Origin of the sequence: Acidisoma sp. L85 (genome assembly GCF_009765865.1) — a bacterium.
In the GTDB taxonomy this organism is placed as follows: domain Bacteria; phylum Pseudomonadota; class Alphaproteobacteria; order Acetobacterales; family Acetobacteraceae; genus Acidisoma.
Window position 1 is genome coordinate 483,953 of record NZ_LMUQ01000026.1, and the last position, 25,863, is coordinate 509,815.

Here is a 25,863-nt window from a genome sequence, read left to right on the forward strand (position 1 = left end):
CGGCAGCAGCGGGCGTGGGCGACGCACGGAGGAACCTCCTAAGGCAGCCCTAAACTCGCACATTCGCTGTGGGGGCGGCAAGCCATCCGGGTCGGGCGCCGCTCGCCGCCATGCGGCGGTCCTAGTCTCTGCCTGCGGCTGGGGGTGAAATTTTAAGGGAGTGTCGGCCAGCCTCGATCCAGCCTGGTTCGCCCGGTCAGGTGACCGTCCTCGCTCCGCGCGTGACGTCAGGCGAGCTATCGAAGGATGAAAATAGATGAGCCGTATAATGTCCAGTCAGCGACTTTTGCCAAATGCGAGTTATCAAGGTGATACCTCGTGCGCCGCTTTCAACGCCGGCGCTCTAACCACGCCATTGACCGAGAAGAATCGCGACCGGATGTGGGTAAAGCCGAGTCCGGGTTCCCCGCCAGACGCCAGCATCCTGGCCGAAACGCTGTGTTCCAGACCCGCCATCCCAGGATTATGGGGGAATACAACGGTGAGCTTCGTGCTCCGCGCAGAACGTGGGTTACTCCGCGAGTGCTATGTCACATTCGACGCTGGCCGTCCCACTGTCGTGCGCTGCAATGGAGGCGATATCGAGATTGATCTGCGCGCAAAGACGGTAACAGACAGGAGCCTACAAGTCTCAAAGCATTTCGAAGTTATGAGCGTGGCGAATTACGAAACCGTCCACGCTCTGCTTACCGATCTGAACAGGCGACTGGCGCCGTGAACGCTTGCCACAATCGAGCGCCAAAGGGTCGCCGCGCCGGGTTCGGCCAAAGCCGCATCTCGTAGCTTTCCCTTACACCGCGCATCGCCCTATCCTGACAACGGCAAGGGAGGCGCAGATGGCGACGGAGAGCGGGACAGCGGATACCCATCAATTTGGCCGGGACGGACTATCCGTCGCGGTGACCGTGCGGGGGGCGGAGCTGGTCTCGATCCGGGACGGCGGCGGCCGCGAGTTGCTGTGGCAGGCGGGTCCTGAATGGCCTCGGCACTCCCCCGTGCTCTTCCCGATAGTTGGCCGCCTGCACGACGACCACTACCTGCACGAGGGCGACAGCTATCGCCTCGGCCAACATGGCTTTGCGCGCGACATGGAGTTCGCCTGGACCGATAAAAGCAGCACCGGTTGCCGCCTGGTGCTGCGGGACAGCGCGGAGAGCCGCGCGCTCTACCCCTTCGCCTTCCAGCTCGAACTCGCCTACGCCATCGAAGGTGGGGCGCTGACGGCCCGCTATCGCCTGACCAACACTGGAGATGTCGTGCTGCCGGCGGCGCTAGGTGCGCATCCGGGCTTTGCCTGGCCGATCCTGCCCGGCGTGGCGAAGGAAGCTCATGAGGTGCGTTTCGCCCGGGCCGAGAATGCCCCGGTGCATCGGGTCGCGAATGGCTTGCTGACGGAGGAGGCGGTCTCGCCGGTGATTGACCGCGTGCTGCGGCTCGAACCGGACCTTTTCGCGAAAGACGCGCTGGTCTTCACGCAGCTCGCCAGCCGGTCCTTGCGCTATTCCGCGCGCGGTACGCCGGCACTGGAAATCGCCTGGGAGGGATTCGAACAGCTCGGCATCTGGTCGAAGCCGGGAGGCGCCCCTTTCCTCTGCATCGAGCCTTGGCACGGCTTCGCTGACCCCGCCGGCTTCGCCGGCACGCTAGACGAGAAGCCAGGGATGATGCGCATCCCCCCTGGCACGAGCCGCGATTTGAGCTGGAGCCTGCGGGTGCTACCAGCGGAAGAAACTGGCGGTTGAAGCGTAGCCACTCGCGATAGGAGTGGCGCAACGATTGGGGCAAGGGAGAAATCGCCGAGGCCGCGCCCAGGCGATCTCCCCCTTTTGCAGTCCTAGCATCCAACGCGGGCAGCCTGCCGAACGCAGGTAAACTAACGGACGCTTTACCATCCTGGATTCAAACTACGCTCTTCTCAACGCAATGGAGGAAGTGGCCGTGGTACCAATTCAAATTACGCCGAGTGCATGTCTAAGAAGAGTGGGAACACCGACCGCGACCGGTTTCAAGTAAACGACAATAAGGGCCCTGATGTGCAACGTCGCGCGCTCGATACGCGGATTAAGTCCTGCGTTACTGCCCTACTCGGGTTGCGCGATCCGAGGGTTTTTTTTCGGCGGTGAGCGTCGGCGAGGAGATCCAAGCGATCCGCGGGCCAGGATGCCCCGCAGGATTTCAGCTAGCGACCGGGCTGGTGGTCAAGTCACAGACCAAACACGGCGTGCCTGTCGCCTCCTTGCCACCCACGCAACAGGCGGAAATCGCAAACACGCTCCAATATGCCAGGGAAACTCTGTACAAATCTGACGGCCCGCCTTACCGAGACAACCACGGCCGTGCTGCTCCGACTGGTTCCTCTCGAATCGCGCTTAAACCCAACCAGCCTAAGGTTATCGCGTAACTGCTCAGAGGGATCCGAACCGACTCCGTTGCGGTTCGGACCTTACGGGCGCTTGCCGCCCGCGCCGTCCGGCCCTCGCTCGTCAGTCGCTGATCTGCCTCGTGTCATCGCTCAGCGATCTGGCGGCACGCGGGCCGTTCTGTCGAACGAGGCGGTCCAGACAAGCCCGCACCGTGTCTGAATCGTAGCGGCGTTCCAGCCCGCGCAACGTGAAGTGGACCCGGGCCATCTGCTGGTAGTGGGCCATGAAGGCGTAGTTCATGGCCCCTCCCGCCAAGGCGCCCGCCACCGGAACCACGCGTGTCAGCAGCCGTTGCGAAAATGCGATGCCCAGCATCGTCGCCACACGGCGCATAAAGCCGTCGATCGCGAGATGGCTGAGGGCGGCGCGTGCGGCCCAGTAATTCACCTGGCCCTCCGCCCCGGCCGTGCCATCCGTGCCGAGGGCGAAGACTTCCAGGCAGGCGCGGCGGCCTTCCTCGGTCGAGGGATCCTCGCCGAAGCCGCGAGCGATGCCGGCGATCGAGCGCAGCATGAGGCCGGTGGTCAGCGGGATGTCCAACAGCATGCCCGGCGCGCCAACGAAACCCGTCGCGGCGCCGCTGAGCGTGCTCACCAGCTTGTGCCGGCGGCCCGCCGCGGCGACGCGCCGGCCATCATCCTCCACCTCGCTCGTATCCATGCCTCGGGTCGCGGTATCGTAGAGGCGGCGCAGGCTCATCTCCGCGAGTTTGCGGGCGCTGAAGCGGCTGTTGTTCATGATGAAGCGGCCGGCGGCATCGACAAAGCCTTCCGCCTGGTCACTGACGAAGCTGCCGACGCGCATCGCCATGCTGCGATCGGCGCCGAGAACCTCGGCGACCCAGCGAAGCTGTTCGAGGTCCTCGGGCGTCATACCCGCGCAGGCATTGCCGAGGTTCGTTCCGGCCGGCGAGCCCACCAAGGCTGCGGAGGATCCTGCCTCCAACCGGTGTGAGGCGACGCGATTCTCGTAAGTTGCGGCCATGTCTGCCCCCCTTGTCCTGTTTGCAAATGTGGGGGGAGCATCGCGTGTTGCCAGCCTCCGCCGCGGAACAACCGTGACGAGCGGTGCTATCCGGCGCGGCTGACAACCCAGCGGATCAGGACGCGACAGGCAGCGTCGAAATCCTCCATCCGCATGGCCTCGCGTGCATTGTGGCTGCCATGCTGGTTGCGGACGAAGAGCAGACAGGATGAGATGCCCGCTTGAGCGAAGGCGGCAGCGTCATGGCCGCCGCCCGAGGATAGATGTTGGAAGCGGACGCCCGAGGCCTGGGCCGCCGCCGCCATCTCGGCCTGCAAGGCGGCGTCCAGCAGGCTGGCGGCACTGCCGGTTTCTGCGCCCAAGTCGAAACGGACGCCGCGCGACGCCGCGATCTCCGCCACCAGGCGCAACAGCGTCTCATGCAGCACATCGACACTTTCACGCCGCTCGCTGCGCATATCGAGCTGAAAATGGGCCTCGCCGGGGATCATCGTGAAACCAGCTTCCGGAGCGGTCGCAAGGACGCAGAAGGTGCAGACGAGCGTGTGCCCCGCCGCCTCCATTTCAGCCCAAGCGGCGTCCAGACGATAGGCAAGTTCCGCGAGCGCGAGGCCTGCATCGTGGCGCAGCCGCCGGGGTGTCGCGCCTGAGTGATTGTATTCGCCGATGACCCGGCCGGCCCGGTAGCGGCGGGAGCCTGGAATGCCGGTCACTATGCCAAGAGGCACTTCAGCTTCGTCCAGCCTCGGCCCCTGTTCGATATGCAGTTCGGCAAAGGCGGCGACCCGCGCCGGATCCAGCGCGCGGCGGCCGGCACGCACTGCCGCCGGATCGAAACCCTCGCCACGCATGTGCTCGGCGAGCGTCACGCCGTCGTCCAGGCGCGGCACGTCGAGCGCTTCTGGCGGCAGCGTGCCGAGCGCGGCTCGGCTGCCGACGTAACTCACCGGAAACCAGCTTCCGGCCTCCTCCGACCGGATCGCCATCACGGTGATGTCGCGTGCCGGACGGAATCCGGATCGGGCCAGACCCGTGGCAACCGCCAAGCCGGCGAGCACTCCGGCGGCACCGTCGAAATTGCCGCCGGAGCGCACGCTGTCGAGATGGCTGCCGAGGATGATGCGCGGAAGGTCGCGGTCCTGACCGGCGAGGGTCATGTAGAGATTGCCGGCGTGATCAGTCTCGGTGAGAAGCCCGGCGGCCTCGGCCCTGGCCCGGACCAGCGCGTGGGCGGCGGTCTCTTTCGGCCCATAGGCTTCTCGCGTGATGCCCGTGCCGTCGAAACTCATGGCGTGGAGCGCAGCAAAGAGATCAGGCGCGAGGGCGGGATCCGGCAACAGGTTCGATCGGTCGTTCATGTGTGCTCCAATCTGCGCCGACCCTTCCGCTTCCTCAAGCGGGCGGTCATCATGCAGCCTGAACAGAGGTGGTGTCCCGATGACCTTGGCGACTGGTTCCGATGTCCTATAGCCACGATCTCATCCTAGTCTGGGGACTGCTCGGCCTCGTCAGCATCCTTCTAGGGCATTTGTCGCGACGCATCGGCGCGCCGTTACTGCTGGTCTTCCTCGTCATCGGCATGCTGGCCGGAGAGGATGGACCGGGCGGCATCCAATTCGAGAGTTTCAACACGTCCTACTTGGTCGGCAGCATCGCGCTGGCGATTATCCTGTTCGAGGGTGGCTTAAAAACCGATCGCCAGGCGGTGCGGCTGGCCGCTTTGCCCGCGACCGCGCTCGCGACCGTCGGCATCCTGATCACCGCGGCACTGACTGGCATCGCGGCGCATCTTCTCACCGGCACGCCGATCGTTTTCGGTCTGCTGATTGGGGCGGTGATGGCGCCGACCGACGCCGCCGCGGTGGCCTCGCTGCTGCGCGGGTTGCCGTTCCATGTCCCCACCCGGCTCCACGCGGTGCTGGAGATCGAGAGCGGTCTCAACGACCCCATGTCGGTCTTCCTGGTGCTGCTATTATGCGAGCAAGCGGTGCATCCGGGATCGCATACTGTCGGTGGCGTCGCGACGCTGTTCCTCAAGGAGATGGGCGGCGGCGCGTTGCTGGGGCTTGGCGGTGGGTTCGGCATGGTGATGCTGCTGAAGCGGGTGCGGCTGGAGGCCTCGCTGGTACCAATTCTCGGCCTCTTCGCGATCCTGCTGCTTTTTGCCATTTCGCAGGTGCTGGGGACCAGCGGCTTTCTCGCGGTGTTCATCGCCGGGGTCATGGTGGGCCAGAGCCGTTACCCGTCCGACATCGAACTGGGGCATTTTATCGAAGGGCTGGCCTGGCTCGCGCAGATCGTGCTGTTCCTGATGCTTGGGCTGCTGGCGACGCCGCATGCTCTGACGCCGCTCATTGTCCCGTCCCTTGCCATCGCCGCCGTGCTCATCCTGGTGGCGCGGCCGCTGGCGACGTTTGCCTGTCTGACGCCGCTGGGATTTTCCTGGCGCGAGTCGGGCTTTATCTCGTGGGTCGGTTTGCGTGGCGGGGTGCCGATTTTCCTGACGGTGATCCCAATGCTCGAGGGGGTGAAGAATGCCAATTTGCTGTTCGGCGCTGCCTTCGTCCTGGTGATTATTTCCCTCATCGTGCAGGGCTGGACGGTGGGTCCGGCGGCGCGGATTTTAGGTATCGGGCGCGAAAGCGACGGAGCGGCTGGAGTGTGATGTCTGGCTACAAAGCGTCAGCTCGCCTGACGATTCGCTGTCATGCAAGACAATGGGGGTGAGCCAAGCTTCGCTAAGAAACCTCGCAAGTTTTCGCGTTTGCGTTTGAATTAATCCGCGTTGGCATTCCACAAGCATCAACGTTGGCGCATCTAAAGATCCTCGGTTTATTCATTTGTTAAGCAGGTGGGGCGGCATGTTCAGACGCTGGAGGGTTGGACAGCCCGTTGCGTCAACATCCTCTAGGCCGCACCGCCCGCGGCCCAAATGAAAGTTTCAGAATGTCACGCATAATCCGAACTTCAACGCCGCCCCCTGACAAAGGCGGCGCAGGAGGAGGCCCCGCCGCGCGGTTTCACCTTCGCCCATCCGGGCAGTCATCGGAGGAGCTAACCCACGGCAAGGAGGCCTTCATATTCCTCGGCGCGAGCAGGAACAGCCCGTTCATCGGCAAAAACTTCACCGACTATTTCCGTCGCAAAAGTCCGGACAGTGATGGGAAAGGTTCCACAGTCCAGTTCGGGAACTGCCTTCTGGGAGCGATCACGTATCTGACCGGCGATACTCGAGCCACAGAAGCGATAAAGCGGGAGATCGACTACAACTTTGCGATGGAGAATGGTCCCCACGTAATTCCCCTCCCCAACCGGCCGCTCCCACCTGCTATTCGGCCGCGTCGGGTCTAACGACGGACTGAGTTGGGTCCTGATCTTGCCGCGCGCGATCATCATCTCTGCGGCCTGGTCAACCTTCCCGGCTGCATTCAGACTGCGATCGACAGAGCGTAGCATTCACCGCGCCCTGCCGTGGGATAGAGCCTTGCGGCGGCCCGCGACCGAGCAGTGCAACACAAGGCCAAGCTTGGCCGCCGGTCCGGAGAATGGATCGGCGGCCCCAACCCTCACTTGTCGAGATACGGTCCGATCAGGCTGAGGTCCGCCGGGCCGAGCCTGTCGGCTGCCGTATTGCGCTGGTGCCAATACGGATAAATCAGCGTCGGCAAGCTGATGTCGTCCAGCTTCTTGCGCTCCTCGGCCGTCAGCGTCAGGTCGGCCGAGCGCAAGTTCTTGCGCAGTTGGTCCTCGGTTCGCGCGCCGAAGACGACCGATGTTACGCCCGGCCGGCCCAGCAGCCAGGCGAGCGCCACTTCCGCCGCGGAAATGCCACGCGCCTCGGCAATCGCCACCAGCACCTCGATCGTGTCGTAGAGCTTCTCCTGATTGTAGATCGGCGGCTCGTGCCAGTCATTGAGGTGACGCCCGCCCTCCTCCGGCGTCTTGCCGCGACGGTATTTGCCGGAGAGCAGGCCGCCCGCGAGCGGGCTCCAGATCAGCACGCCCAGGCCCTGGTCCAGCGTGATCGGGATGAGCTCGTATTCGGCATCCCGCGATTCCAGCGAGTAGTAGATCTGCTGGCTGACGATCGGCACGAAGTGGTTCACCCGCGCCGTTTCCATCGCCTTCATGAGGTGCCAGCCGGAAAAGTTCGAGGCGCCGATGTAGCGCACCTTGCCGGCGCGGATGAGCGCATCGAAAGCCTCCAGCGTCTCCTGAAGCGGCGTCAGCCCGTCCCACTGATGCATCTGGTAGAGATCGATATGACTGATCCGCAGCCGCTTCAGGCTGGCCTCGCATTCCTTAATGATCTGGAACCGGGACAGGCCGTGGTCATTGACCCCCTTGCCCATCGGGAAGCCGAGCTTGGTCGCGACGATGAGCTGATTGCGCCGCCCCTCCATCGCCTCGCCGAGGATCTCCTCGGACTTGCCGTAGGAATAGAGATTCGCGGTGTCCACCGTATTGATCCCGGCATCGATGCAGATGTCGAGCAAGCGGCGGGCATTGGTGACATCCGTGCTGCCCCATTTCGCGAGGTCGCCCACACCCCCGAAGGTCGCCGTGCCGAAAGTAAGGGTCGAGACCTTGAGGCCCGACCGTCCGAGAAGCCGATATTCCACGCCTATCCTCCGTCGCTGCAAGCCAGGGCCTGTTGCCGCCACAGGCTCCGGTCGCCATGACCTGAGCCTGTCGCACCGGCCGAGTGCTCAGGTTTTCCCGCGCTGATGTCTAGCCATGCAGATTGAGGCCAGCGAAGGCGCGACTCAAGCCGCCGATGTCCCATATATGGTCAGAATGACCGAGACTGGTACTCTTCGTTCTCCCGCCGGCCGGCCGCTTCGCGTGGTCGGGGACGTGCATGGGGACGCCACAGCTTTCGCCTATGCCGTCGATACGGACCGGTTCGTGATCCAGCTCGGCGATCTCGTCGATTACGGCCCGGACAGCGCCGGGGTGCTGCGGCTCATGTTCCGGCTGATCGACGAGGGGCGCGGGTTGTTTCTTCTCGGCAACCACGACCTCAAGCTGGCGCGCGTCCTGGCGGGGCAAGCGGTGCGGCTGAACCCGCAACTGATCGCGACACTGGCGCAGCTCGATGCGCCGCTGCGGCAGCGCTTCGCGTTGGAGGCCAGGCGGGCGCCTCTTTGGCTGCGGGTCGGCAACCGCATGTTCGTTCATGCGGGCTTCCACACCGAGATGTTGCTGGGAGACGCACCAGAAACGGAGATTGGCCGTGCCCTGGGCGTCACGGCGCGGGCGCTGTTCGGCGAACCCACCGGACATTCCCAGACCGATGGCTTCCCCGAACGCAGCCTGCGATGGGTCAACCGCATCCCCGACGATCTCACGGTCTATGTCGGCCATGACCGGCGGAGCCCCGATGGGCGGCCGCTCGAGATCCGTGCCCGTTCCGGCGGGCGCGCGATCTTCCTCGATACAGGCGCCGGCAAGGGCGGTCACCTGTCCTGGATCGACCTCCCCGCCGCCGAGGCGCCTGCCGCGCAACCGCAGTCTGATCAAGTTTCACGTGGAACGCCTGATCATCCGGGGTTGCCGGGGCAAGCGGCGGCTAGGGACGCCGCCCAGCCTGAAGGCGCTGCCGCTCCCACCTCGTGAAGCAAAGGCGCAAGCGCCTGGGCGACACGGATGGAATGGCGGGCCTGACATTCCTCGGCCAGATGATCCTGAGTGTCGAAGAAGTCGCCGCGCGGGTAGCGCCCCTGGTTGCCGAGCGGGAGGAAGGCGGCGCCCTCGGCGGCGTAGAAGCTGCGCAGGGTGTCGACGAGCCGGGGATCCTGTGGCGCGTCGGCGAATTCAGTGGGCCAGCCGCCAATAGCGCGAACCTGGTGGGCCGCAGCCCAGCCGAGGAACGCGGCGATCTCCTGGGTTCCGCGGCCGGCTAGGATGGCGTGCAGTGATGGGTCGGAGCGGTGTAGCCCCGACAGGAATGCGCGGTTCGCCGCCGCGCGCCTCAGCGAGTGGCCGATGCCGTCGCCCGCGTCGTTGATGTCCTCGAGCGCGTGGCGGGCGAGGTCGGGCCGCGCCGCACTCGCCGCGATTTCCACGACACTTAGGATCAAGTCTTCGAGCGTGCCGGAGAGCAATGCGGCGGGCCAGCGCGACGGACCCAGGGCGAGCAGGCTCGCTCGGTCGTGGCGCAGCATGATTGCGAGGTCCGGACCGGCCACGGCCGCGCGTGGAGTCATCGCATATTGCTGCAGCTCCATCGGCAGATAGACGAGGTCGCCGGGCCGCAGCACGGCCTCCCAGCGCAGGAACTGGTAGTCGAGTCCTAGGCCCAGCGCGACGCCGCCATTGACGCAGGGCAGCCGCAGCATCGGCCCGATGATGGCACAGCGATGGGAAAACAGGGCATTCGAGCCCGCAAGGATGACGAGACGCGGGCTGGGTAACGAGGCCGCGTAGGCGAGCTTGGCGTCCAACTCCCGCCATAACGTGCCGAGGCTGAGCGGGCGGTCGAGGACGAAGGCGAAGGCGCCGAGGTGGAGCAGCACCGAGGCCGCCAAGAGTCCCGCCAAGGCGAGGAGGCGTCTAATGGCACGCCTCAGAAGCGGAAATAAAGGAAGGGCACCGCGTCGCTGGAAAAGAACAGCGCCTGAAGCGTGAAGCCGCCACTTGCCAGCACCGACCATGCGCGCCGCCTCGGCGTCATCTCGTGCAGATGCGGCAGGAAGAGTACGATGGCCCAGCCGACCGCGAGGCTGGCGAGGAGGTCCGGCAGGCTGAGGGTTCGGGCATCCCCCAGCGCGGGCAGGACAGGGACGACGCGGCCGAGCCGTCCAAGGATCGGTAATAGCGCCACGAGCGGCGCCGGAACCGCGAAACCGTTCAGCCCGGCCATGCCATGGAGCATGCGCTCCGTTGTCGGCAGATCCGCCGCGCGGAAGGGCACCCAGGCAAGGATCACGGCGAGCAAGGTCAGCGCCTGGGCACAGAACCGCGGGAGGCGCGCCCAGGGCGGGGCGATGCGGTCCCATGTCTCCTGCAGAACGAGATAGAGGCCGTGCAGCCCGCCCCAGAGAACAAAGCGCCAGGCCGCGCCATGCCAAAGGCCGCCGAGCAGCATCGTCACCATGAGGTTGAGGAGGCGCCGGGCCTCGCCGTGCCGGTTGCCGCCGAGCGGGATGTAGAGGAAGTCGCGCAGGAATTGGCTGAGGGTGATGTGCCAGCGCCGCCAGAAATCCCGGATCGTGCGTGCTTTGTAGGGGCTCGCGAAATTCAGCGGGAAGCGGATGCCGAACATGCGGGCAAGGCCGATCGCCATGTCCGAGTAGCCGGAGAAGTCGAAGTAGATTTGCAGGCTGAAGGCGAGAACCGCGCACCACGCTTCCAAAAGACTCAGTGTGGCGCCCCGCGCGGCGGCATCGAAGCCCTGGTCGGCGAAATGCGCGAAGAGATCGCCCAGCACGAGTTTCTTGGCGAGACCGAGGATGAAGATGGTGGCGCCATCGGCCAGCATCTCAGCGCGGATGCCACTTCGGGCGGCGCGGCGGAACTGCGGGATGATTTCAGCGGGGCGCACGAGCGGCCCGGCGATGAGATGGGCGAAGAAAGCGATGAAGGCGGCGCAAGGGAGGAAAGGTATCCTCATGCGCCCGCGTGCTTTGCGGGAGGCGGAGAGGAACATGATCTGCTGAAAGGTGAAGAAACTTATGCCGAGCGGCAGTGCGAGCCCTGGTAGCGGCAGGCGGATCAGTGGGGCGACGAGAGGGCCGTATTTGAAGAGCGCGAGCAGACCGAGATTGGCGGCAACGCCGGCCGCGAACCAAGCTCGTCCGCGAATGCCGGAGACACCGCGAGACAATGCGAAATTGGCGAGGACCGAGCCGATGAGCAATGGCAGGTCGTCCAGGCGCCCCCAGGAGTAGAAAACGAAGCTGGCGCCGATCAGGAAAGCGAGCGCGGCCGGCGGTGAGTGGCGGGACAGGAGGTGAAAGCCCAGGAGCGTCGCGGGGAGGAAGGCGAGCACGAAAACCGGGGTGCCAAAGAGCATCGCTCAAGAGTGCCGATAACGTTACGAATAGCAAACGTTCAGTTGCCGGATCTCGCGTTTCGCGCCGCAGCGGTTTTGCCTTCTACCCGGCGGATGCTATAGGCGCCGCCGCCGGACCGCGGCCTGCCCCCTCTGCGCGAGACCCATGCCCGTGACCGACGACCTTCCGCCAAATCTGGCTTTGCTGCCTGCGGGACTACGCGACCTGCTACCGCCAGATGCGGAAGTCGAGGCTGCCGCCGTGGAGGCGATGATGGGTTGCTTCGCCGCCCATGGTTATCAGCGTATCCGGCCGCCTCTATTGGAGTTCGAGGATAGTCTGCTCGCGGGCACCGGCGCCGCCGTCGCGGAGCAGACCTTCCGGCTCATGGATCCGGTGAGCCAGCGCATGATGGGGCTGCGGGCGGATACCACGCCGCAGGTCGCGCGCATCGCGACGACGCGGCTGGCCGGCGCACCACGCCCACTGCGGCTATCCTATTCCGGCCAATGCCTCCGCGTGCGCGGCCACCATCTCGCCCCGGACCGGCAGGTGGCACAGGCGGGGATCGAGCTTATTGGCTCCGATGCACCGCAGGCGGACGCGGAGATCGTGCTGGCGGGCGCCGATGCCTTGGCGACGGTGGGACTGACCGAGATCAGCTTCGACCTCACCATGCCGACCATGGCGTCTCTTCTTCTCGACGCAGAGGGCGCCACCGGCGATCGCCGCGCCGCCCTCGCCCATGCGCTCGATCGCAAGGATGCCGCCGCGGTCGCGAAGCTTGGCGGCGGCATGGCGGAGACCTTGACGGCGCTGCTGCTGGCAGCTGGCGAAGCGCAGCGCGCCCTCGCCGCCTTAGCGGCGGCGGCGCTGCCACGCGAGGCGCGGCTTTTGGCCGATCGTCTGGCGGCGGTGGTCGCCGCCATCCAGGCTCGCGCGCCGCATCTGCGCCTCACGGTTGATCCCGTGGAGTTTCGTGGCTTCCGCTATCACACCGGTCCCTGCATCACGGTCTTCGCGCTCGGGCGGCAGCAGGAGCTCGGCCGGGGCGGCCGCTATATCAGCGGCGAGCAGGAGCCCGCGACAGGGCTTACCCTCTTCCCTGACGCGATCCTGGATGTGGCGCCGCAGCCCGCGCCCCGGCCACGCCTTTATGTGCCAGCGGATGCGGACGGGGACGCGCCGAGAGTTGCCCGCGAGAATGGCTTCGCGACGGTTGCGGCGCTTGATACTCAGGCGGATCCTGACGGCGAGGCGCGGCGTTTGCTTTGCACTCATATTCTGCGGGACGGCTCGGCCGTGCCCCTCGACTAGGAAGATCGATCATGGCGAATGTCGCGGTCATCGGTGCTCAATGGGGCGATGAGGGCAAGGGCAAGGTCGTTGATTGGCTGGCGAGCCGCGCCGATATCGTGGTGCGCTTCCAGGGCGGCCACAATGCAGGCCATACGCTGGTTGTCGGGAACGAGACCTACAAGCTCTCGCTGCTGCCGAGCGGATTGGTGCGAGGGAAGCTCGGGATCATCGGCAATGGCGTGGTGGTCGATCCCGAGGCGCTGCTGGCCGAGATCCTGCGCTTGTCGAACCAGGGGCTCAGCATCACGCCGGAGACGCTGCGCATCGCTGAGAATGCCGCGCTGATCCTGCCGCTTCATGCGGCCCTGGACCGGGCAAGGGAAGCGGCGCGTGGTGATCGCAAGATCGGCACCACGGGACGCGGCATCGGGCCGGCCTATGAGGACAAGGTGGCGCGGCGCGCAATCCGCGTCTGCGATCTCGCCGAGCCCGAGACGTTATCCGCCAAGCTCGACGAGTTGCTGCTGCACCACAATACGCTGTTGCGGGGATTAGGCGCGGAGCCTTTCGAGAAGGCGGCACTGCTCGACCGGCTGCTGGAGCTGGCCCCGCTGATCCTGCCCTTCGCCGAGCCGGTGTGGCTGCGGCTGGACGAGGCGCGGCGCGCTGGGCGCCGCATCCTGTTCGAGGGCGCACAGGCGGTGATGCTGGATGTCGATCACGGCACATATCCTTTCGTGACCAGCAGCAATACCGTCGCAGCAACGGCGGCTTCGGGTTCCGGGGTTGGGCCGTCCACAGTCGGTTTCGTGCTGGGCATCGCCAAAGCCTATACGACGCGGGTCGGCTCCGGCCCCTTCCCCACCGAGTTGCACGATGAAACCGGCCTCATTCTGGGCCAGCGCGGCCATGAGTTTGGCACGGTGACCGGACGGCCGCGCCGCTGCGGCTGGTTCGATGCGGTGCTGGTGCGGCAGGCGGTAAAGGTGGGCGGTATCCAGGGTTTGGCCCTGACAAAGCTCGATGTGCTGGACGGCCTGCCGGAGCTGCGCGTCTGCGTCGGCTACCGCCTCGGCGGCGAAACGCTGCGGCACCTGCCCGCCGCTCCCGCTGCCCAGGCGGCCGCGACACCCATCTACGAGACGCTGGAGGGATGGACCGAATCGACGCGCGGCGCCCGGCGCTGGGGTGAGTTGCCGGCCCAGGCGATCAAGTATGTGCGCCACATCGAGGAACTCGTGGAGTGCCCGGTGACGCTGCTCTCCACCAGTCCGGAGCGGGACGACACAATCCTGATGCGAGACCCGTTCGAGGGGTAGGCGACGATCGTACCTGCCTCGGGTTCGAGTTGGTTGTATATACATTCCGTAGTTACACTCAACACGGTAGCTGCTAGGGTCGCCAGTGTAGAATTTGAGTGGGACGAGCCAAAGCGACTCTCGAACATCGCGAAGCATGATGTCGATTTTCGGAATGCGATAGTCTTCTTCGAAAATCCTCACGTCGCCGAAAAGTCTCGCTTTGCAGGCAACGAGCAACGCTGGCTGGCAATGGGCACGATCGACAACCGCTACGCCACAACGGTCTTTACACGACGCGGCGAGGATATGCGGATCATCTCAATGCGGAGGTCGAGAAATGGAGAAAAAAGAAGATATCAGGCGCTATACCTCGGCTGAGCTAAAGGCGATGCGTGCCCGAGGCGAAAGCAAGACCGATTGGGCGCGCTTCGATGCGAAGTCGGAGGAACAACTGGAACGGGATATCGCCGATGACCCCGACTACAGGGATGCGCCCGACGACTGGTACAAGAATGCCACCCTAGTGATACCAACGTCGAAGAAGATGCTCTCCCTGCGGCTCGATAGCGACATTCTTGATTGGTTCAAGCAGCAGGGACCAGGATATCAGACCAGGATCAATGCGGTGCTTCGGGCTTACGCCGACCAGGCGAAGAAGCGGCGGGCGTGACCGGGTAGGCGCCGGCCCGCGCTAGGCTGAAGCGGCGTTGATCTCGTCGATCCAGCCTGCCAGTTCCCCGAGGCTGAATAGCTCCCGGTAGCGCGGCTGGTCGACGGGTGCCGCATCCGACTCGTGATCCCAGGCTATCTCGTACGGCACCAGTGCCGCGTAAGCGCCAGCGGCAAGCGCGGGCAAGACGTCGGAGCGCATCGCATTGCCGGCCATCAGGACCTGCTCCGGCGCGGCACCGTAGCGGGCGAAGACGCGGCGGTAGATGTCGGGGGTCTTTTCGCTGACGATCTCGATGCCGGAGAAGCGCTCGCCTAGGCCCGACGAGGCCAGCTTCGATTCCTGGTGGAACAGGTCGCCCTTGGTGACGAGAACCAGCCTGCCGCGCTGCGCCAGAGCGTCGAGCGCCTCGGTTACACCGTCCAGCACTTCTACCGGGTGGCGCATCATCTCGCGGCCGGCGGTGAGGATCTCGCTGAGGACAGGCCGCGGGACATCGTCTCCGATGACATCCAGCGCCGTCTCGATCATTGAGAGCGTGAAGCCTTTAGCGCCATAGCCGTAGATGGAGAGGTTCCGGCGTTCAGTCGCCGCCAGCCGCTCCGCGACGATGCCTGCCTCGCTATAGGGCGCGAGCAGGGCGGCGAAGCGCTGGTAGGTCAGGCGGAAGAATGTCTCGTTGTGCCAGAGCGTGTCGTCGGCATCGAGACAAATGAGATCGATCGCCATACGCGGGGCTGCCTTGCTATCCGCCCGCAATCTCGGACGAGCCGGACCAGAGCCCGGTCGCCCGATCCGAAATTCAGCCCTGGCGGGCTTTCATGCGGGGGTTCTTCTTGTTGATCACATAGACGCGGCCATGCCGGCGCACGACGCGGCAATTCTTGTCGCGAACCTTGGCAGAGCGCAGGGAGTTACGCACCTTCATGACGAAGCCCAATCTTAGCGTGGCCGGTGCGGCCGTGCGGCACCGGGCAGGAGTTATTCACAACGGAAAGGGCCGGTCTCCCGGCCCTGTTCCAGACAGGCCGCTGCATAAGGAGAGAGAGGCTCACTGTCAATGAAAGGGCGACGTGGCAGGTCGTATCCCGCTCGTCCTTTTAGGCCTTTCACGCACGACAGGCTCGGCACTGCGACGCTTCAAGTCTGGGGTCGGCTCCCGCGATGCTTGACGGCGCGGGCGAAGGGGGCGAGAGGCGGGCTTCCGCTCGCCGTTCAGGCGCGGCGGCGGGTTCAGGAACTTCTTCGATGGCGCAGCGCGTAGACGGCAACCGGCTTGGCTTCCTCGCGGTCTCCTTCCTCCTTGTCTGTCTGGTGGGCCTTTTCGCGAGCTACGCCACGCCGATTCCCTATGCGCGAGGCATGCTTCGTGAGCAGGCGCTGGACGATGCCTTGGCCACGGCCAACGCAGCGGACCCTAAGGCGGCGCTCGAAGCGATGCGGGACCGGCTCGGCGACCAGGCGCATATCGTATTGGGCGACACGGGCAGCCTCGCCGAGCGGGTCGCCACGGCGCGGCGGGAGGTGGGTGCGCGGGTCACCGCCGAGGGCCAGGAGACCGCGACCAACCTGCGCATTCTGGTCGTGGTGACCAGCGTCGTCTGCGCGCTTTTCGGCATAGCCCTGTCGGGCGTGGGCGCCCGGCGCGAGTGACGGTGCGGCGGTTGGCGGTTCGTTCTTCCGCAGTTGCCGTGGCGATGGCGGGTTTTGCGGGCCGCCCATTCCTGTCGAAGCAGGAGAATCAGAGGTGACGGTCACGACCCAGGACGCCGCCGTCGCGCCGCGCGTGCTTCGCTACCTCCAAGCCAAGGCGCGGCTTCTGGATCGGCTACGCGCGATGCCTCCGCTCGCACCCTTCCCTTCCGAGCGTGACCTCTGCACCGAACTCGGCATGAGCCGGACGACGATCCGCCGCACGCTCGCCGAGCTCGAGAAGGAGGGCGCCATCCAGCGCCTACCCGGGAAGGGCACCTTCAGTTCTCAGGCAAAATATACCGACCACGCGATGCAGTCGTTTATCGGCTTCGACGAGGATGCTCGAACGCAGCACAAACGGGTGCAGAACCGCATCCTGACCCAGGCCGTGATCCCCTGCCCCGTGGCGGAGGCGAGCGCATTGGGCCTCGTGCCTGGCGATCAGGTCTTCGTGCTGGAACGGCTGCGCTTTATCGATGGGGCGCCGATCTGCCTCGTCACCTCCCTCTTGCCCTTCGCGCTATGCCCGGCGCTGGTCGATCAGGATTTTTCGGAAGCCTCGCTCTATGACTTCCTCCGCCGGCGGCAGATCGTGACGACACGGGCTCGCCGCTCGATCGAGGTGAAGCAAGCGACCCCCGAGGAAGCGGTGCATCTGAGCGTGGCACCTGGCGCCCCGGTGATCCTGTTCGAGAGCCTCGGCTATACCTCGGGCGACCGGCCTTTGGACCACGTCCGCTCCCGCTATCCGGCCTATGGGGCGCGGTTCGAAACTGAGGTGCGGGGGACCGATCTCGTGCTTCCCGAGGATTAACCACGCAATCCGCTTGACCGTGGTGCACGCACTTAGATACCACCGGTATCTAATCTGGCCGCGCGGATGCCGGGTCAGAGCACAAACATGATGAGCAAGGGCTAGCCGCATGATGAATTTCGACGAGGCCCGGTTCCTTCGCATCCAGACGGGCGCGGTGGCGCAGGCGGAGGCAATCGACACCGCTGTAGCCGAGTGTCTGTCGCGCGGCGCCGACAACCTGTTCTTTCTCGGCACCGGCGGCGCGGGCATCCTCATGCAGCCCGCGACATTGCTGCTACGCACGCAGTCGCTGTTCCCTGTTTTCTGTGAGTTGCCGGCTGAGATCGTGCTCACCGGCCACAAGCATCTCAATGCGCGTTCGATCGTGGTGATCCCTTCACTCTCGGGCACTACGAAGGAGAGCATCGCGGTCCTGGATTACGCGCGGGCCCGTGGGGCGACGATACTTGTGCTGACGGGGTATGACGACAAGCCCCTCGCGCAGGCCGCTGACCATGCCTTTGTCAACTTCGCGGAAGACGACACGTCCTGCGAGTCCTTCTATCTACAAGCGCTGTTCGTGGTGCTCAGCATCATGCGCCATCGCGGCGAATGCCCGGACTACGCGCGTCTCATCGCTGAACTCAAGACGTTACCCGCGCTGCTGGTGGGCGTGAAGAAGCAGATCGAGCCGGATGCCGAGCAGCGGGCGACGGCGATCAAGGACGCGCCTTACCACATCATTGCGGGCGCCGGCGCGACCTGGCCGGAGGCGTTCTACTACGGCATGTGCATCCTCGAGGAAATGCAGTGGATCCGCACCCGGCCCGTTCACGCCTCAGACTTTTTCCACGGTACGCTGGAGCTGGTCGAAAACGGCGTCAGCGTCATGCTGTTCAAGGGCGAAGATGCGGCGCGCCCGCTGGTCGATCGCGCCGAGGCTTTCGCGCGGAACTACACTGATTCCCTGGCAGTCTTCGATACGAAAACCTTCTCACTGCCGGGAATTTCGGAGGATGTGCGCGCGCTGATCTCGCCCGTCCTGCTTGCCACGATCTTCGAGCGAATCAGTGCCCATCTGGAAGTTCTGCGCAATCATCCGCTGACGACGCGACGCTACTATAAGCGGGTCAACTACTGACACCGCCGATGCTGATCAGCATTGGCGATAACTGCATCGACCGCTACGTCTCGCCCGTCGTGGTCGCGCGCGTCGGTGGCAATGCGCTGAATGTCGCGGCGAATATCGCGATCCGTGGCGAACCCGCGGCTTATGCCGGCGTCGTGGGGACAGATGCGGAGGGCGATTGGATCCTTCGCGTTTTGCGCGCTTCCGGCGTCAACACTGACTGCGTCGAGCGTGCGGATGGCGTGAGCGGGGTGACGGAAATCGCCATCGAAGGCGGCGACTACCGGATCCTGCGCGAAGACTACGGAGTGAGCGCGGAGATCCTGGTGACTTCGGCGCTGCGCGACTTCATCCTGAACCACGCCACCCTCATTCACCTGACTGTCACGGGAGAGGCAGACAAGCTGATCGAGGAGCTCAAGACCTTCGGAGTGCCGCTCTCTTTGGATCTTGGCATTGTTCGCGATGGGGATACGCTGCTTAAGGTCGCCTCGCTTCTGCCTACGGTGAACTACGTCTTCTTCTCGGCGGGCAGCGCGATGTCGGAGAAAGATTTATCAGCGCTGCTGGACAAGGCGCAGCTTCTCGGCTGCCGTTGTGTTGTGGCCACGCGGGGCGCCAAGGGTTGTTCGGCACTTGATCGCGGCCGGCGAGTCGATGTCGCTTCGGTCGTTACGCCCGGCAGCATCGTCGATCCACTCGGCGCCGGAGACGCGTTCATCGCCGGTTTCCTGTACGGCATGGAATTTGGGCGAGGGTTAGAAGAGAGGCTGCAACTTGGGAGCGCCTGGGCGGCTGATGCTTGCCTGCATCTTGGAGCCTGGAAGGTTCCGGTAGACGACGATCTGGCGGCTTCTGGCGCAGGCGGGTGAGAGGTTTCTGGTCTGACCGTGCTCATTTCATCACGTCATGCTCGGCGAAGGCCGAGCATCCACGCCTTTGCTTTCTCCACGAAGACAAGGCGTGGATGGCACGCCTTCGCGTGCCATGACGAATCTTTCGTTGCGATTTACGATTAAGTCATCACACGGCTAGTGAGCCGCTCCCCAGCTCGCGCCTATCCCCGTCTCTACCAATAGCGGCACGGAAAGTTTCGCGGCGTTCTGCATGACCTCGCGCGCCACCGCGGCCGTCTGATCCGCTTGCGCCTCGGTCGCTTCGAAGAGCAATTCGTCATGCACCTGTAGGAGCATCCGGGCATCGAGACCGGCGGCGCGCAGAGCGGCGGGCAGTTTGACCATGGCCATCTTGATGACGTCGGCGGCACCACCTTGCAGAGGGGCGTTGATCGCCTGGCGCTCGGCACCGCTGCGGCGGGCGCCGTTTTTGTCGGCAATGCCCGGAATCCAGCAGCGGCGGCCGAAGGGCGTGCGGACGAAGCCTTGGTCGCGGGCTTCCTGTTTCGTGCGTTCCATGTATTCGCGGATGCCCGGATAGCGGATGAAATAGGCTTCGATGTAGCGGCGCGCCTGGCCCGCATCGATTTGCAACTGTCGCGCCAGACCGAAAGCGCTGATGCCGTAGATGATGCCGAAGTTGATCGCCTTTGCGCGGCGCCGCGTTACGCTATCCATCTTCTCCATCGGCACGCCGAATACTTCCGAGGCGGTGCGGGCATGGATGTCCTCGCCCTTCGCGAAGCTCTCCCTTAGAATGGGGAGATCCGCGACATGGGCGAGCAGGCGAAGCTCGATCTGCGAGTAGTCGGCGCTGACCAGGACGTGGCCCGGCTCGGCGACGAAGGCGCGGCGGATGCGGCCGCCCTCCTCAGTGCGGATGGGGATGTTCTGCAGGTTGGGGTCGGTGGAGGAAATGCGGCCGGTGCTGGTCGCCGCCATCATGAAACGCGTGTGGACGCGCTTGGTGTCCGCGTCGATTTCCTCGACGAGCGCATCGGTATAGGTCGATTTGAGCTTGGCGAGTTGCCGCCATTCCAGAATGCGTTCGGGCAACGCATGGCCTTGATCGGCAAGGTCCTGCAGCACCGAGGCGTCCGTGCCCCAGGCTCCGGTCTTGCTGCGCTTGCCGCCACCGAGCGCCATCTCGTCGAACAGCACTTCACCTAGCTGCTTCGGGCTGCCTAAGTTGAAGGGGCGCCCCGCGAGGCGGTGGATTTCGGTCTCGCCCACCGCCATGCGCTCAGCGAAATCGGCGGAGAGACGGCGAAGCTCGACGGCGTCCACGCGGATGCCATGCTGTTCCATTTCCAGCAGCACAGGTACGAGGCGCCGTTCGGTGCGCTCGTAGAGGTCGAGCGACTGGTTGGTTCGCAACTGTGGACGAAGGATGTGCCAGAGGCGAAGGGTCGCGTCGGCATCCTCGCCAGCATAGGCGGTGGCCTGTTCCAGCGGGACGGCCGCGAAGGTGACCCGGGCGCGGCCGGTGCCGGTGATGGACTCCAGGCCCATCGGCGTATGGCCAAGATGCATCGCCGCGAGTTCGGAAATGCCGTGACCGTGGCGCCCGGCATCCTGGGCGTAGGAGATGAGCATGGTGTCGTCGAGCGGCCCGATGCCTTTCGGCGCTCCGGCACGCTCCAACACTGCGAGATCGAATTTCGCGTTCTGGAAGATCTTCAGCACCGAGCGGTCGAGCAGGAGCGGCGCGAGAGCGACTAGCGCCTCCTCCGGGTCGATCTGCGGGCCGCTGAGCAGGTCGTGACGCAGCGGAATGTAGCAGGCGCGGCCGGGGGCGGTGGCGAGGCAGATGCCGACGAGCGCGGCGCGAACGGCATCGACGCCATCGGTCTCGACGCCCAGCGCGAGGAAGCCGTTCTCCGTCGCCTCCGCGATCCAGGGCTGAAGCCCCTCCAGGGTCGTGATGGCGGCATAACCGCCGAAAGGTGGCGCTTCGCCCGGCGCCACCGCGATCGGTGCTGGTGCCGGAGTGCCGAAGGGCGCTGCCCGCTCGGCTTCGGAGGCGATCGGGCGCGGTGCGGCGCGGCCACCGGCGTCGTAACCGAGACGCTGAGCAATCGAGCGGAAGCCTTGGGCGGCGAGGAAGGGGCCGAGCGTCGCGGGATCCGGCATGCAGACGCCGAGGCTATCGACGGGCTGGGGCAGCGGAACGTCGTCCCGCAAGATGACGAGGGTGCGCGAGAGGCGAGCCGCCTCGGCATGCTCCACCAGGGCATCACGGCGCTTGGAAGGCTTCATGTCATTGCGGGCCGCGGCGAGGATGGCCTCGAGGGTGCCATATTCGCCGATGAGCTGGGCGGCGGTCTTCGGCCCGATGCCGGGCACGCCGGGAACGTTATCGACGCTGTCACCGATCAGCGCCTGCACGTCGATCACCTTGTCGGGTGTAACGCCGAATTTCTCCATGACCTCGGCCTCGCCGATCGGCTTCTGCTTGATCGGGTCCAGCATCCCGACGCCGCCGCCGATGAGCTGCATGAGGTCCTTGTCGGAGGAGACGATCGTCACCCGGCCGCCCTGGGCCCGAACGGCGACGGCGTAGGAGGCGATGATGTCATCCGCCTCCCAATCCGCGAGCTCGATGGCCGGCACGCCGAAGGCGGCCGTCGCCTCTTTCACCAGGGCGAATTGGGGGATGAGATCGTCCGGTGGCGGCGGGCGGTGGGCCTTGTAGTCACTGTAGAGGCGGTTGCGGAAGGTCGTGCGCCCAGCGTCGAAGATCACGGCGATGTGAGTACCGACGTGATCTTTCAGCAGCCGTGCGAGCATATTGGTGAAGCCGTAGACGGCATTGACCTGCAGCCCATCCCCCCGATTCATCGGCGGGATGGCATGATAGGCGCGGAAGATGAAGCCCGAGCCGTCCACCAGCACGAGGTGCAGCGGCGAGGCCTCGGCGGCTGGCGCGTCACTCATGGTTTTGCCGCTCGGTCCGGACTCGCTCTCAGTGTCCGTCATCTTCGGCGGGATCGCCCGAGAGGATATACAGCCGCGAGCAATAGGGGCAGGTCACCTGGGTAGCGGGGTGGCCCAGCGGACCCTGCATCCGCAGATACACGCGAGGGTGGCCGAGGCGCCCGCCACCGCCGTCGCAACTGACGGCACGTTCGTTGACCTGGATGACCTCGACCGGCCGCGTGACTGTGACGCTCATCGACTTTGCTCCCGCCCCGGCCCGCTTGCCGCTTCGCATATCAATGTTAACGCCTGCGGGCAGCGTCAACCATCCCTTGCTTACGCGCGTGGCTCGCGTCAGAGGAAGGTGATCCCTGACAAGGGGACTAACGCCGGGAATGGACACTGCCTGTGCCCGAAGATTCGGCGGGTAGTTTGCCGAAAATAGCTCGGATAATTGCTACGACGAAGGTTCTCTTCCTGGACCGCGCCAAGATGTTGGTGAAGGGCATAAAAGCCGGTTCGGTTCTCGTGATTGAACTGTGGTTGAAACTGTGGTTGGGCCTGTGGCTGTTGAGGGACAATGAAAAAATCATGTATTCGAACCATCGCTTGCTGGGCTGTATGTCGAAAGTCGTTTCCATTACCTGCGCGAACGCCACCACTCATTTTACTCTCCGAATCCAGGCTGCAAGAGACGCTCTTCTATCTCGATACGACTCTAGCGGCCCGGCCAATATCCTCAGCTTACCGGGCTGCATTGCTTACCCCTGATTTTGGTCCTCAGGTGGAGGCGCCAGTTTGGGCGCGAATTGGTCCCATGCTAGCCACTGTGAATGACCGCGCATGATGCGACGAACTGGATCCAACGCCCCGTTGCCAGGCTCGCTATCGTCATTGGCTCCGTGATTCTGCTGGGGTGCAGCATCCCCCAGAGGATCGTTCCCCGGCACCCGCCACCACCGATCGTGACCGACGGCACCTTCGTCATGCCGGATGGCGCTCGTTTGCCCTACCGCGAATGGCTGCCCGCCGGCGACCCGGCCGTCGTTATGCTCGCGCTGCACGGTATAGACGACAGCCGCGACGCTTGGGAGAAGCCGGGACCGATCCTCGCGACCAAGGGGATCGCCGTGATCGCGCCTGACGAGCGCGGATTCGGCGCGGCGACCGGTCGCGGGCGTTGGCCGGGTACCGCGACCATGGTGACGGACGCGCGCGCGATGGCGCTGACGGTGCGTGAAAGATACCCCACGGCAAGGCTGTATCTCGCCGGGGAGAGTATGGGGGGCGCCGTGCTCATGGCCCTCGCCGCGAGCCCCGAGGCGCCGCCGGTGGATGGCTATGTCCTGAGCGCCCCCGCAGTCTGGGGTCGCAGCCAGATGAACTTGTTGCTCCGCTCGACGCTGTGGCTCGCCGACCACACGGTCCCCGAGATGACGCTCAGCGGTCGCGGTGCCGGGGTGCGGCCGACGGACAATATGGCCGCCTGGCGCCGGCTGTCCGAGGATCCCCTCACCCTGCGGGAAACGCGGGTGGATTCAGTGAAAGGCCTGGTCGATCTTATGGATGCCGCCCTGGCGGGGGCCGGACATATCCGGCAGCCTGCTCTGTTCCTGTATGGCGGGCATGACGAGCTCGTGCCGAAGCCGGCCATGGCAGCGGCATGGCGTGCGGCTCAGGCCAGCGGGACGCCCCGCGAGGTCTTCGCCTATTACCCGAATGGCTACCACCTTCTCGAACGCGACCACGAGGGCGCCGAGGTGACCCGTGACATCGCAAGTTGGCTGCTTAACCAGTCATCCCCCCTGCCCTCCGGCGCCGAGGCACGCGCGACGAGTTGGCTAGCGCGACAGCCGGCGGACTGATGCCTCTTCCCCATCAGCATCGTCCGCGCTATGGAGGCGCTGCCGCCACGGCACGGACCCGTAGCTCAGCTGGATAGAGCGTTGCCCTCCGAAGGCAAAGGCCGGACGTTCGAATCGTCTCGGGTCCGCCAATTGAAACAGCGACTTAGCTTGAACCCACATCCGCTTCTGAAGGCTCGTGGGTCCAACCGTCGTCGTTGCTTGCCTGCGTGAGCCTCTATCAGGCCTCGATGATTTCGAAAAAGCGTCGAGTGACGGTCAACCTGGATACGATCGTGGCTGCTGTGTAAAGGCCCTCCAGCCTCCTCGGCACGACGAGCAGAAGCCTGCACACCGATCGTTCGCCCGCCCACGGCAATCCGCCAATCTCAAAATTGCGATGGACACGGATTCGCTAGGTTGGTACGTGGCGACCCGATTCTCCCCCAAAAGAACTTCGTTCTACGCCACCACGGGTGCGGTCTGGCTTTGCCTCTGAACCTCCCGGTTCAGTATCCCTGTTGCGCGACTGGCCGATGCGACGGCGAAAACGACTTCTGTCATTCACACACCACCCAATGCTCTGTTCGAAGCTAAAGCTCTGACCTGGACGCTAGCGCCGACGAACGCCTGGAGGTAACCGAGTTGTAGCAGGTTCATGCGCGGGGCTTTTCCACCAACGCGTAGCAACTGCCCATATCGGCCTGCCGCGAGTTGCCCTCGAGAAAATTGAAGTGGGTGTCTATTACTTTCCAGCCCTTCGAGGCAAGAAGCCTTTCGAATGAAGCCCGACTGTACCTTGAGCCCCATTTCCAGCCCGGAGCGGGACTCTCGAAATAGTCTGGGTCATTGTTTTCGGTAGAGACGACATTCTGGACAATGAGATACCGCTTAGCGTGCCTGTAGGATTTCTCCAAAATGTCATCAGGATTCTCTACGTGATAAAGCCCCCCTACGTTTGCTACGATGTCAACGGGCTCAAGCTGGTCGATTTCGGAGACGTTTATCTTTTTCAAATGTACATCTAATCCTAATCTCTCGGCGATGTCCTCCAAAGCGTCAGACTGTCCGTCTCGATTGGTGTCAACGCCATAGCTGCTGGTTGCGCCGAGATGAAGAGCGCTCATGGCGAAGTACCCGTCTGCGCAGAAGAGTTCGGCAAAGGACACTTGGTCGCCCGACCGTTCACGGCACTTCGCAATCGCAAATTGAATGTATGCTAGGATAATGGGCTGCTTACTCTTCTGATTGAGAGCATACATTCCGGGCAACTGCTCGTTACCCACACCGAACAAAGCATAAGAATGGTAGACGGGAGGGAGATCATCCAGGACCCTCAACCTCGCGGGCAAACGCTTTGACATGAGGCCTCCGATTTCTCGCTTCTCGAGGCTAACGCTTACAGTCCGTTTGAGAAAGGTCAGTCATGGGCGATCCGGCGTAAAAGCAGGCTTCCCATGGCGACATGGATCATGGCCTCGGACACGTCCAGCCGGGTTTCATAGTCGCGCACGAGCCTACGCCAGCGCGTCATCCAGCCGAATGTGCGTTCGACCACCCAGCGCCGTGGGAGCACTTTGAAGCCTGGGTCCTTGTCGCTGCGGCGCACGATCTCCAACACGAAGTCACGGAAAGCGGCTTTGTCGAGCAGCTTGGTGCGGTCGTAGGCACCATCGGCGAACAGGTGCTTGAGCCAAGGCCAGCGCTTGCGTACGGCGTCGAGGATGGCTTGTGCGCCGGCACTGTCGGAAATGTCCGCCGTGGTCAGATTGACCATCAACAGCCGCCCGTCGGTATCGACTGCGATATGACGTTTGCGGCCAACGATCTTCTTATTGGCATCATATCCTCGCGCTTTGGCATTCGGCGCCTTCACCGTCTGGCTGTCGAGCACACCACCAGACGGGCTG

Annotated in this window: 24 protein-coding genes and 1 tRNA gene; 14 read left to right on the top strand and 11 right to left on the bottom strand. The window is 64.4% G+C overall.

Annotated features, from left to right (window positions below; translation table 11 throughout):
* The first annotated feature begins 836 nt into the window (after window positions 1–836).
* On the top strand, window positions 837–1,742 hold the full coding sequence (locus GSQ83_RS08145; protein WP_158802360.1) for an aldose 1-epimerase family protein: 906 nt from the start codon (window positions 837–839) through the stop codon (window positions 1,740–1,742).
* Window positions 1,743–2,483: 741 nt separating this feature from the next.
* Here the strand turns inward: GSQ83_RS08145 and GSQ83_RS08150 are convergent.
* Window positions 2,484–3,407 carry an EcsC family protein gene (locus GSQ83_RS08150; RefSeq protein WP_158802361.1) on the bottom strand — a complete coding sequence of 308 codons (924 nt, stop codon included), beginning with the start codon at window positions 3,405–3,407 and terminating at the stop codon, window positions 2,484–2,486.
* An 86-nt stretch (window positions 3,408–3,493) separates the two neighbouring features.
* Window positions 3,494–4,765, bottom strand: coding sequence for a hydantoinase/carbamoylase family amidase (locus tag GSQ83_RS08155; RefSeq protein WP_158802362.1), 1,272 nt, complete (start codon window positions 4,763–4,765; stop codon window positions 3,494–3,496).
* A gap of 101 nt (window positions 4,766–4,866) precedes the next feature.
* Between GSQ83_RS08155 and GSQ83_RS08160 the strand changes: the two genes are divergently transcribed.
* Complete coding sequence (locus GSQ83_RS08160; RefSeq protein ID WP_158802363.1) at window positions 4,867–6,072, top strand: potassium/proton antiporter; 1,206 nt, start codon at window positions 4,867–4,869, stop codon at window positions 6,070–6,072.
* 901 nt (window positions 6,073–6,973) lie between these two features.
* Here GSQ83_RS08160 and GSQ83_RS08165 read toward each other — a convergent pair.
* Window positions 6,974–8,029 (bottom strand): aldo/keto reductase, encoded by a 1,056-nt coding sequence (locus GSQ83_RS08165; protein WP_158802364.1) that lies wholly within the window; start codon window positions 8,027–8,029, stop codon window positions 6,974–6,976.
* A 175-nt stretch (window positions 8,030–8,204) separates the two neighbouring features.
* On the opposite strand from GSQ83_RS08165, the gene GSQ83_RS08170 reads away from it, so the two are divergent.
* Window positions 8,205–9,026 (top strand): metallophosphoesterase, encoded by an 822-nt coding sequence (locus GSQ83_RS08170; protein ID WP_174246643.1) that lies wholly within the window; start codon window positions 8,205–8,207, stop codon window positions 9,024–9,026.
* Here GSQ83_RS08170 and GSQ83_RS08175 read toward each other — a convergent pair.
* Both GSQ83_RS08175 and GSQ83_RS08180 read right to left on the bottom strand, forming a co-directional pair.
* Window positions 8,951–9,937, bottom strand: a complete 987-nt coding sequence (locus tag GSQ83_RS08175) for a hypothetical protein (protein WP_158802366.1) — start codon at window positions 9,935–9,937, stop codon at window positions 8,951–8,953. The genes GSQ83_RS08170 and GSQ83_RS08175 overlap by 76 nt on opposite strands.
* Before the next feature lie 38 nt (window positions 9,938–9,975).
* Window positions 9,976–11,424: an MBOAT family protein gene (locus GSQ83_RS08180; protein ID WP_158802367.1), complete on the bottom strand. Its 1,449-nt coding sequence runs from the start codon at window positions 11,422–11,424 to the stop codon at window positions 9,976–9,978.
* A gap of 151 nt (window positions 11,425–11,575) precedes the next feature.
* On the opposite strand from GSQ83_RS08180, the gene GSQ83_RS08185 reads away from it, so the two are divergent.
* The 4 genes from GSQ83_RS08185 to GSQ83_RS08200 are packed head-to-tail and all read left to right on the top strand — an operon-like array spanning window position 11,576 to window position 14,674.
* On the top strand, window positions 11,576–12,721 hold the full coding sequence (locus tag GSQ83_RS08185) for an ATP phosphoribosyltransferase regulatory subunit (protein WP_158802368.1): 1,146 nt from the start codon (window positions 11,576–11,578) through the stop codon (window positions 12,719–12,721).
* A gap of 11 nt (window positions 12,722–12,732) precedes the next feature.
* On the top strand, window positions 12,733–14,022 hold the full coding sequence (locus tag GSQ83_RS08190) for an adenylosuccinate synthase (protein ID WP_158802369.1): 1,290 nt from the start codon (window positions 12,733–12,735) through the stop codon (window positions 14,020–14,022).
* 33 nt (window positions 14,023–14,055) lie between these two features.
* A complete protein-coding gene (locus GSQ83_RS31120; RefSeq protein ID WP_216849973.1) occupies window positions 14,056–14,382 on the top strand; it encodes a BrnT family toxin in 327 nt (108 codons plus the stop codon).
* Entirely contained in the window at window positions 14,342–14,674 is a 333-nt protein-coding gene (locus GSQ83_RS08200) for a BrnA antitoxin family protein (protein ID WP_158802370.1), read from the top strand. The genes GSQ83_RS31120 and GSQ83_RS08200 overlap by 41 nt, the downstream gene beginning before the upstream one ends.
* 21 nt (window positions 14,675–14,695) lie before the next feature.
* Here the strand turns inward: GSQ83_RS08200 and GSQ83_RS08205 are convergent, their stop codons facing one another.
* Together GSQ83_RS08205 and ykgO are read right to left on the bottom strand one after the other, a co-directional pair.
* Window positions 14,696–15,403 carry an HAD family hydrolase gene (locus GSQ83_RS08205; protein WP_158802371.1) on the bottom strand — a complete coding sequence of 236 codons (708 nt, stop codon included), beginning with the start codon at window positions 15,401–15,403 and terminating at the stop codon, window positions 14,696–14,698.
* 73 nt (window positions 15,404–15,476) lie between these two features.
* Window positions 15,477–15,602 carry a type B 50S ribosomal protein L36 gene (gene ykgO / locus GSQ83_RS08210; protein WP_048863340.1) on the bottom strand — a complete coding sequence of 42 codons (126 nt, stop codon included), beginning with the start codon at window positions 15,600–15,602 and terminating at the stop codon, window positions 15,477–15,479.
* Between the two features lie 320 nt (window positions 15,603–15,922).
* Here ykgO and GSQ83_RS08215 point away from each other — a divergent pair, with 320 nt between their 5' ends.
* The 4 genes from GSQ83_RS08215 to GSQ83_RS08230 all read left to right on the top strand — a co-directional run bounded on the left by GSQ83_RS08215 (window position 15,923) and on the right by GSQ83_RS08230 (window position 19,166).
* Window positions 15,923–16,327, top strand: coding sequence for a hypothetical protein (locus GSQ83_RS08215; RefSeq protein ID WP_158802372.1), 405 nt, complete (start codon window positions 15,923–15,925; stop codon window positions 16,325–16,327).
* A gap of 94 nt (window positions 16,328–16,421) precedes the next feature.
* Window positions 16,422–17,183, top strand: coding sequence for a GntR family transcriptional regulator (locus GSQ83_RS08220; RefSeq protein ID WP_158802373.1), 762 nt, complete (start codon window positions 16,422–16,424; stop codon window positions 17,181–17,183).
* Between the two features lie 109 nt (window positions 17,184–17,292).
* Window positions 17,293–18,306 (top strand): SIS domain-containing protein, encoded by a 1,014-nt coding sequence (locus GSQ83_RS08225; RefSeq protein ID WP_158802374.1) that lies wholly within the window; start codon window positions 17,293–17,295, stop codon window positions 18,304–18,306.
* A gap of 8 nt (window positions 18,307–18,314) precedes the next feature.
* Complete coding sequence (locus GSQ83_RS08230) at window positions 18,315–19,166, top strand: PfkB family carbohydrate kinase (RefSeq protein ID WP_158802375.1); 852 nt, start codon at window positions 18,315–18,317, stop codon at window positions 19,164–19,166.
* 159 nt (window positions 19,167–19,325) lie between these two features.
* On the opposite strand, the gene polA is transcribed toward GSQ83_RS08230, so the two are convergent.
* On the bottom strand, window positions 19,326–22,127 hold the full coding sequence (gene polA, locus GSQ83_RS08235; protein WP_158802376.1) for a DNA polymerase I: 2,802 nt from the start codon (window positions 22,125–22,127) through the stop codon (window positions 19,326–19,328).
* Window positions 22,128–22,155: 28 nt separating this feature from the next.
* The gene (locus tag GSQ83_RS08240) at window positions 22,156–22,365 is read right to left on the bottom strand and encodes a zinc-finger domain-containing protein (protein WP_158802377.1); all 210 of its coding nucleotides are present in this window, start codon (window positions 22,363–22,365) and stop codon (window positions 22,156–22,158) included.
* A 152-nt stretch (window positions 22,366–22,517) separates the two neighbouring features.
* On the opposite strand from GSQ83_RS08240, the gene GSQ83_RS08245 reads away from it, so the two are divergent.
* From GSQ83_RS08245 to GSQ83_RS08255, 3 genes are all read left to right on the top strand, one after another.
* Entirely contained in the window at window positions 22,518–22,880 is a 363-nt protein-coding gene (locus tag GSQ83_RS08245; protein ID WP_158802378.1) for a hypothetical protein, read from the top strand.
* Between the two features lie 62 nt (window positions 22,881–22,942).
* Window positions 22,943–23,974, top strand: a complete 1,032-nt coding sequence (locus tag GSQ83_RS08250; RefSeq protein WP_158802379.1) for an alpha/beta fold hydrolase — start codon at window positions 22,943–22,945, stop codon at window positions 23,972–23,974.
* Between the two features lie 54 nt (window positions 23,975–24,028).
* Window positions 24,029–24,105, top strand: a tRNA-Arg gene (locus tag GSQ83_RS08255).
* Between the two features lie 504 nt (window positions 24,106–24,609).
* On the opposite strand, the gene GSQ83_RS08260 is transcribed toward GSQ83_RS08255, so the two are convergent.
* On the bottom strand, window positions 24,610–25,317 hold the full coding sequence (locus GSQ83_RS08260) for a class I SAM-dependent methyltransferase (protein WP_158802380.1): 708 nt from the start codon (window positions 25,315–25,317) through the stop codon (window positions 24,610–24,612).
* Between the two features lie 56 nt (window positions 25,318–25,373).
* A partial coding sequence (locus GSQ83_RS08265; protein WP_158802381.1) for an IS5 family transposase occupies window positions 25,374–25,863 on the bottom strand: 490 nt, incomplete at its 5' end.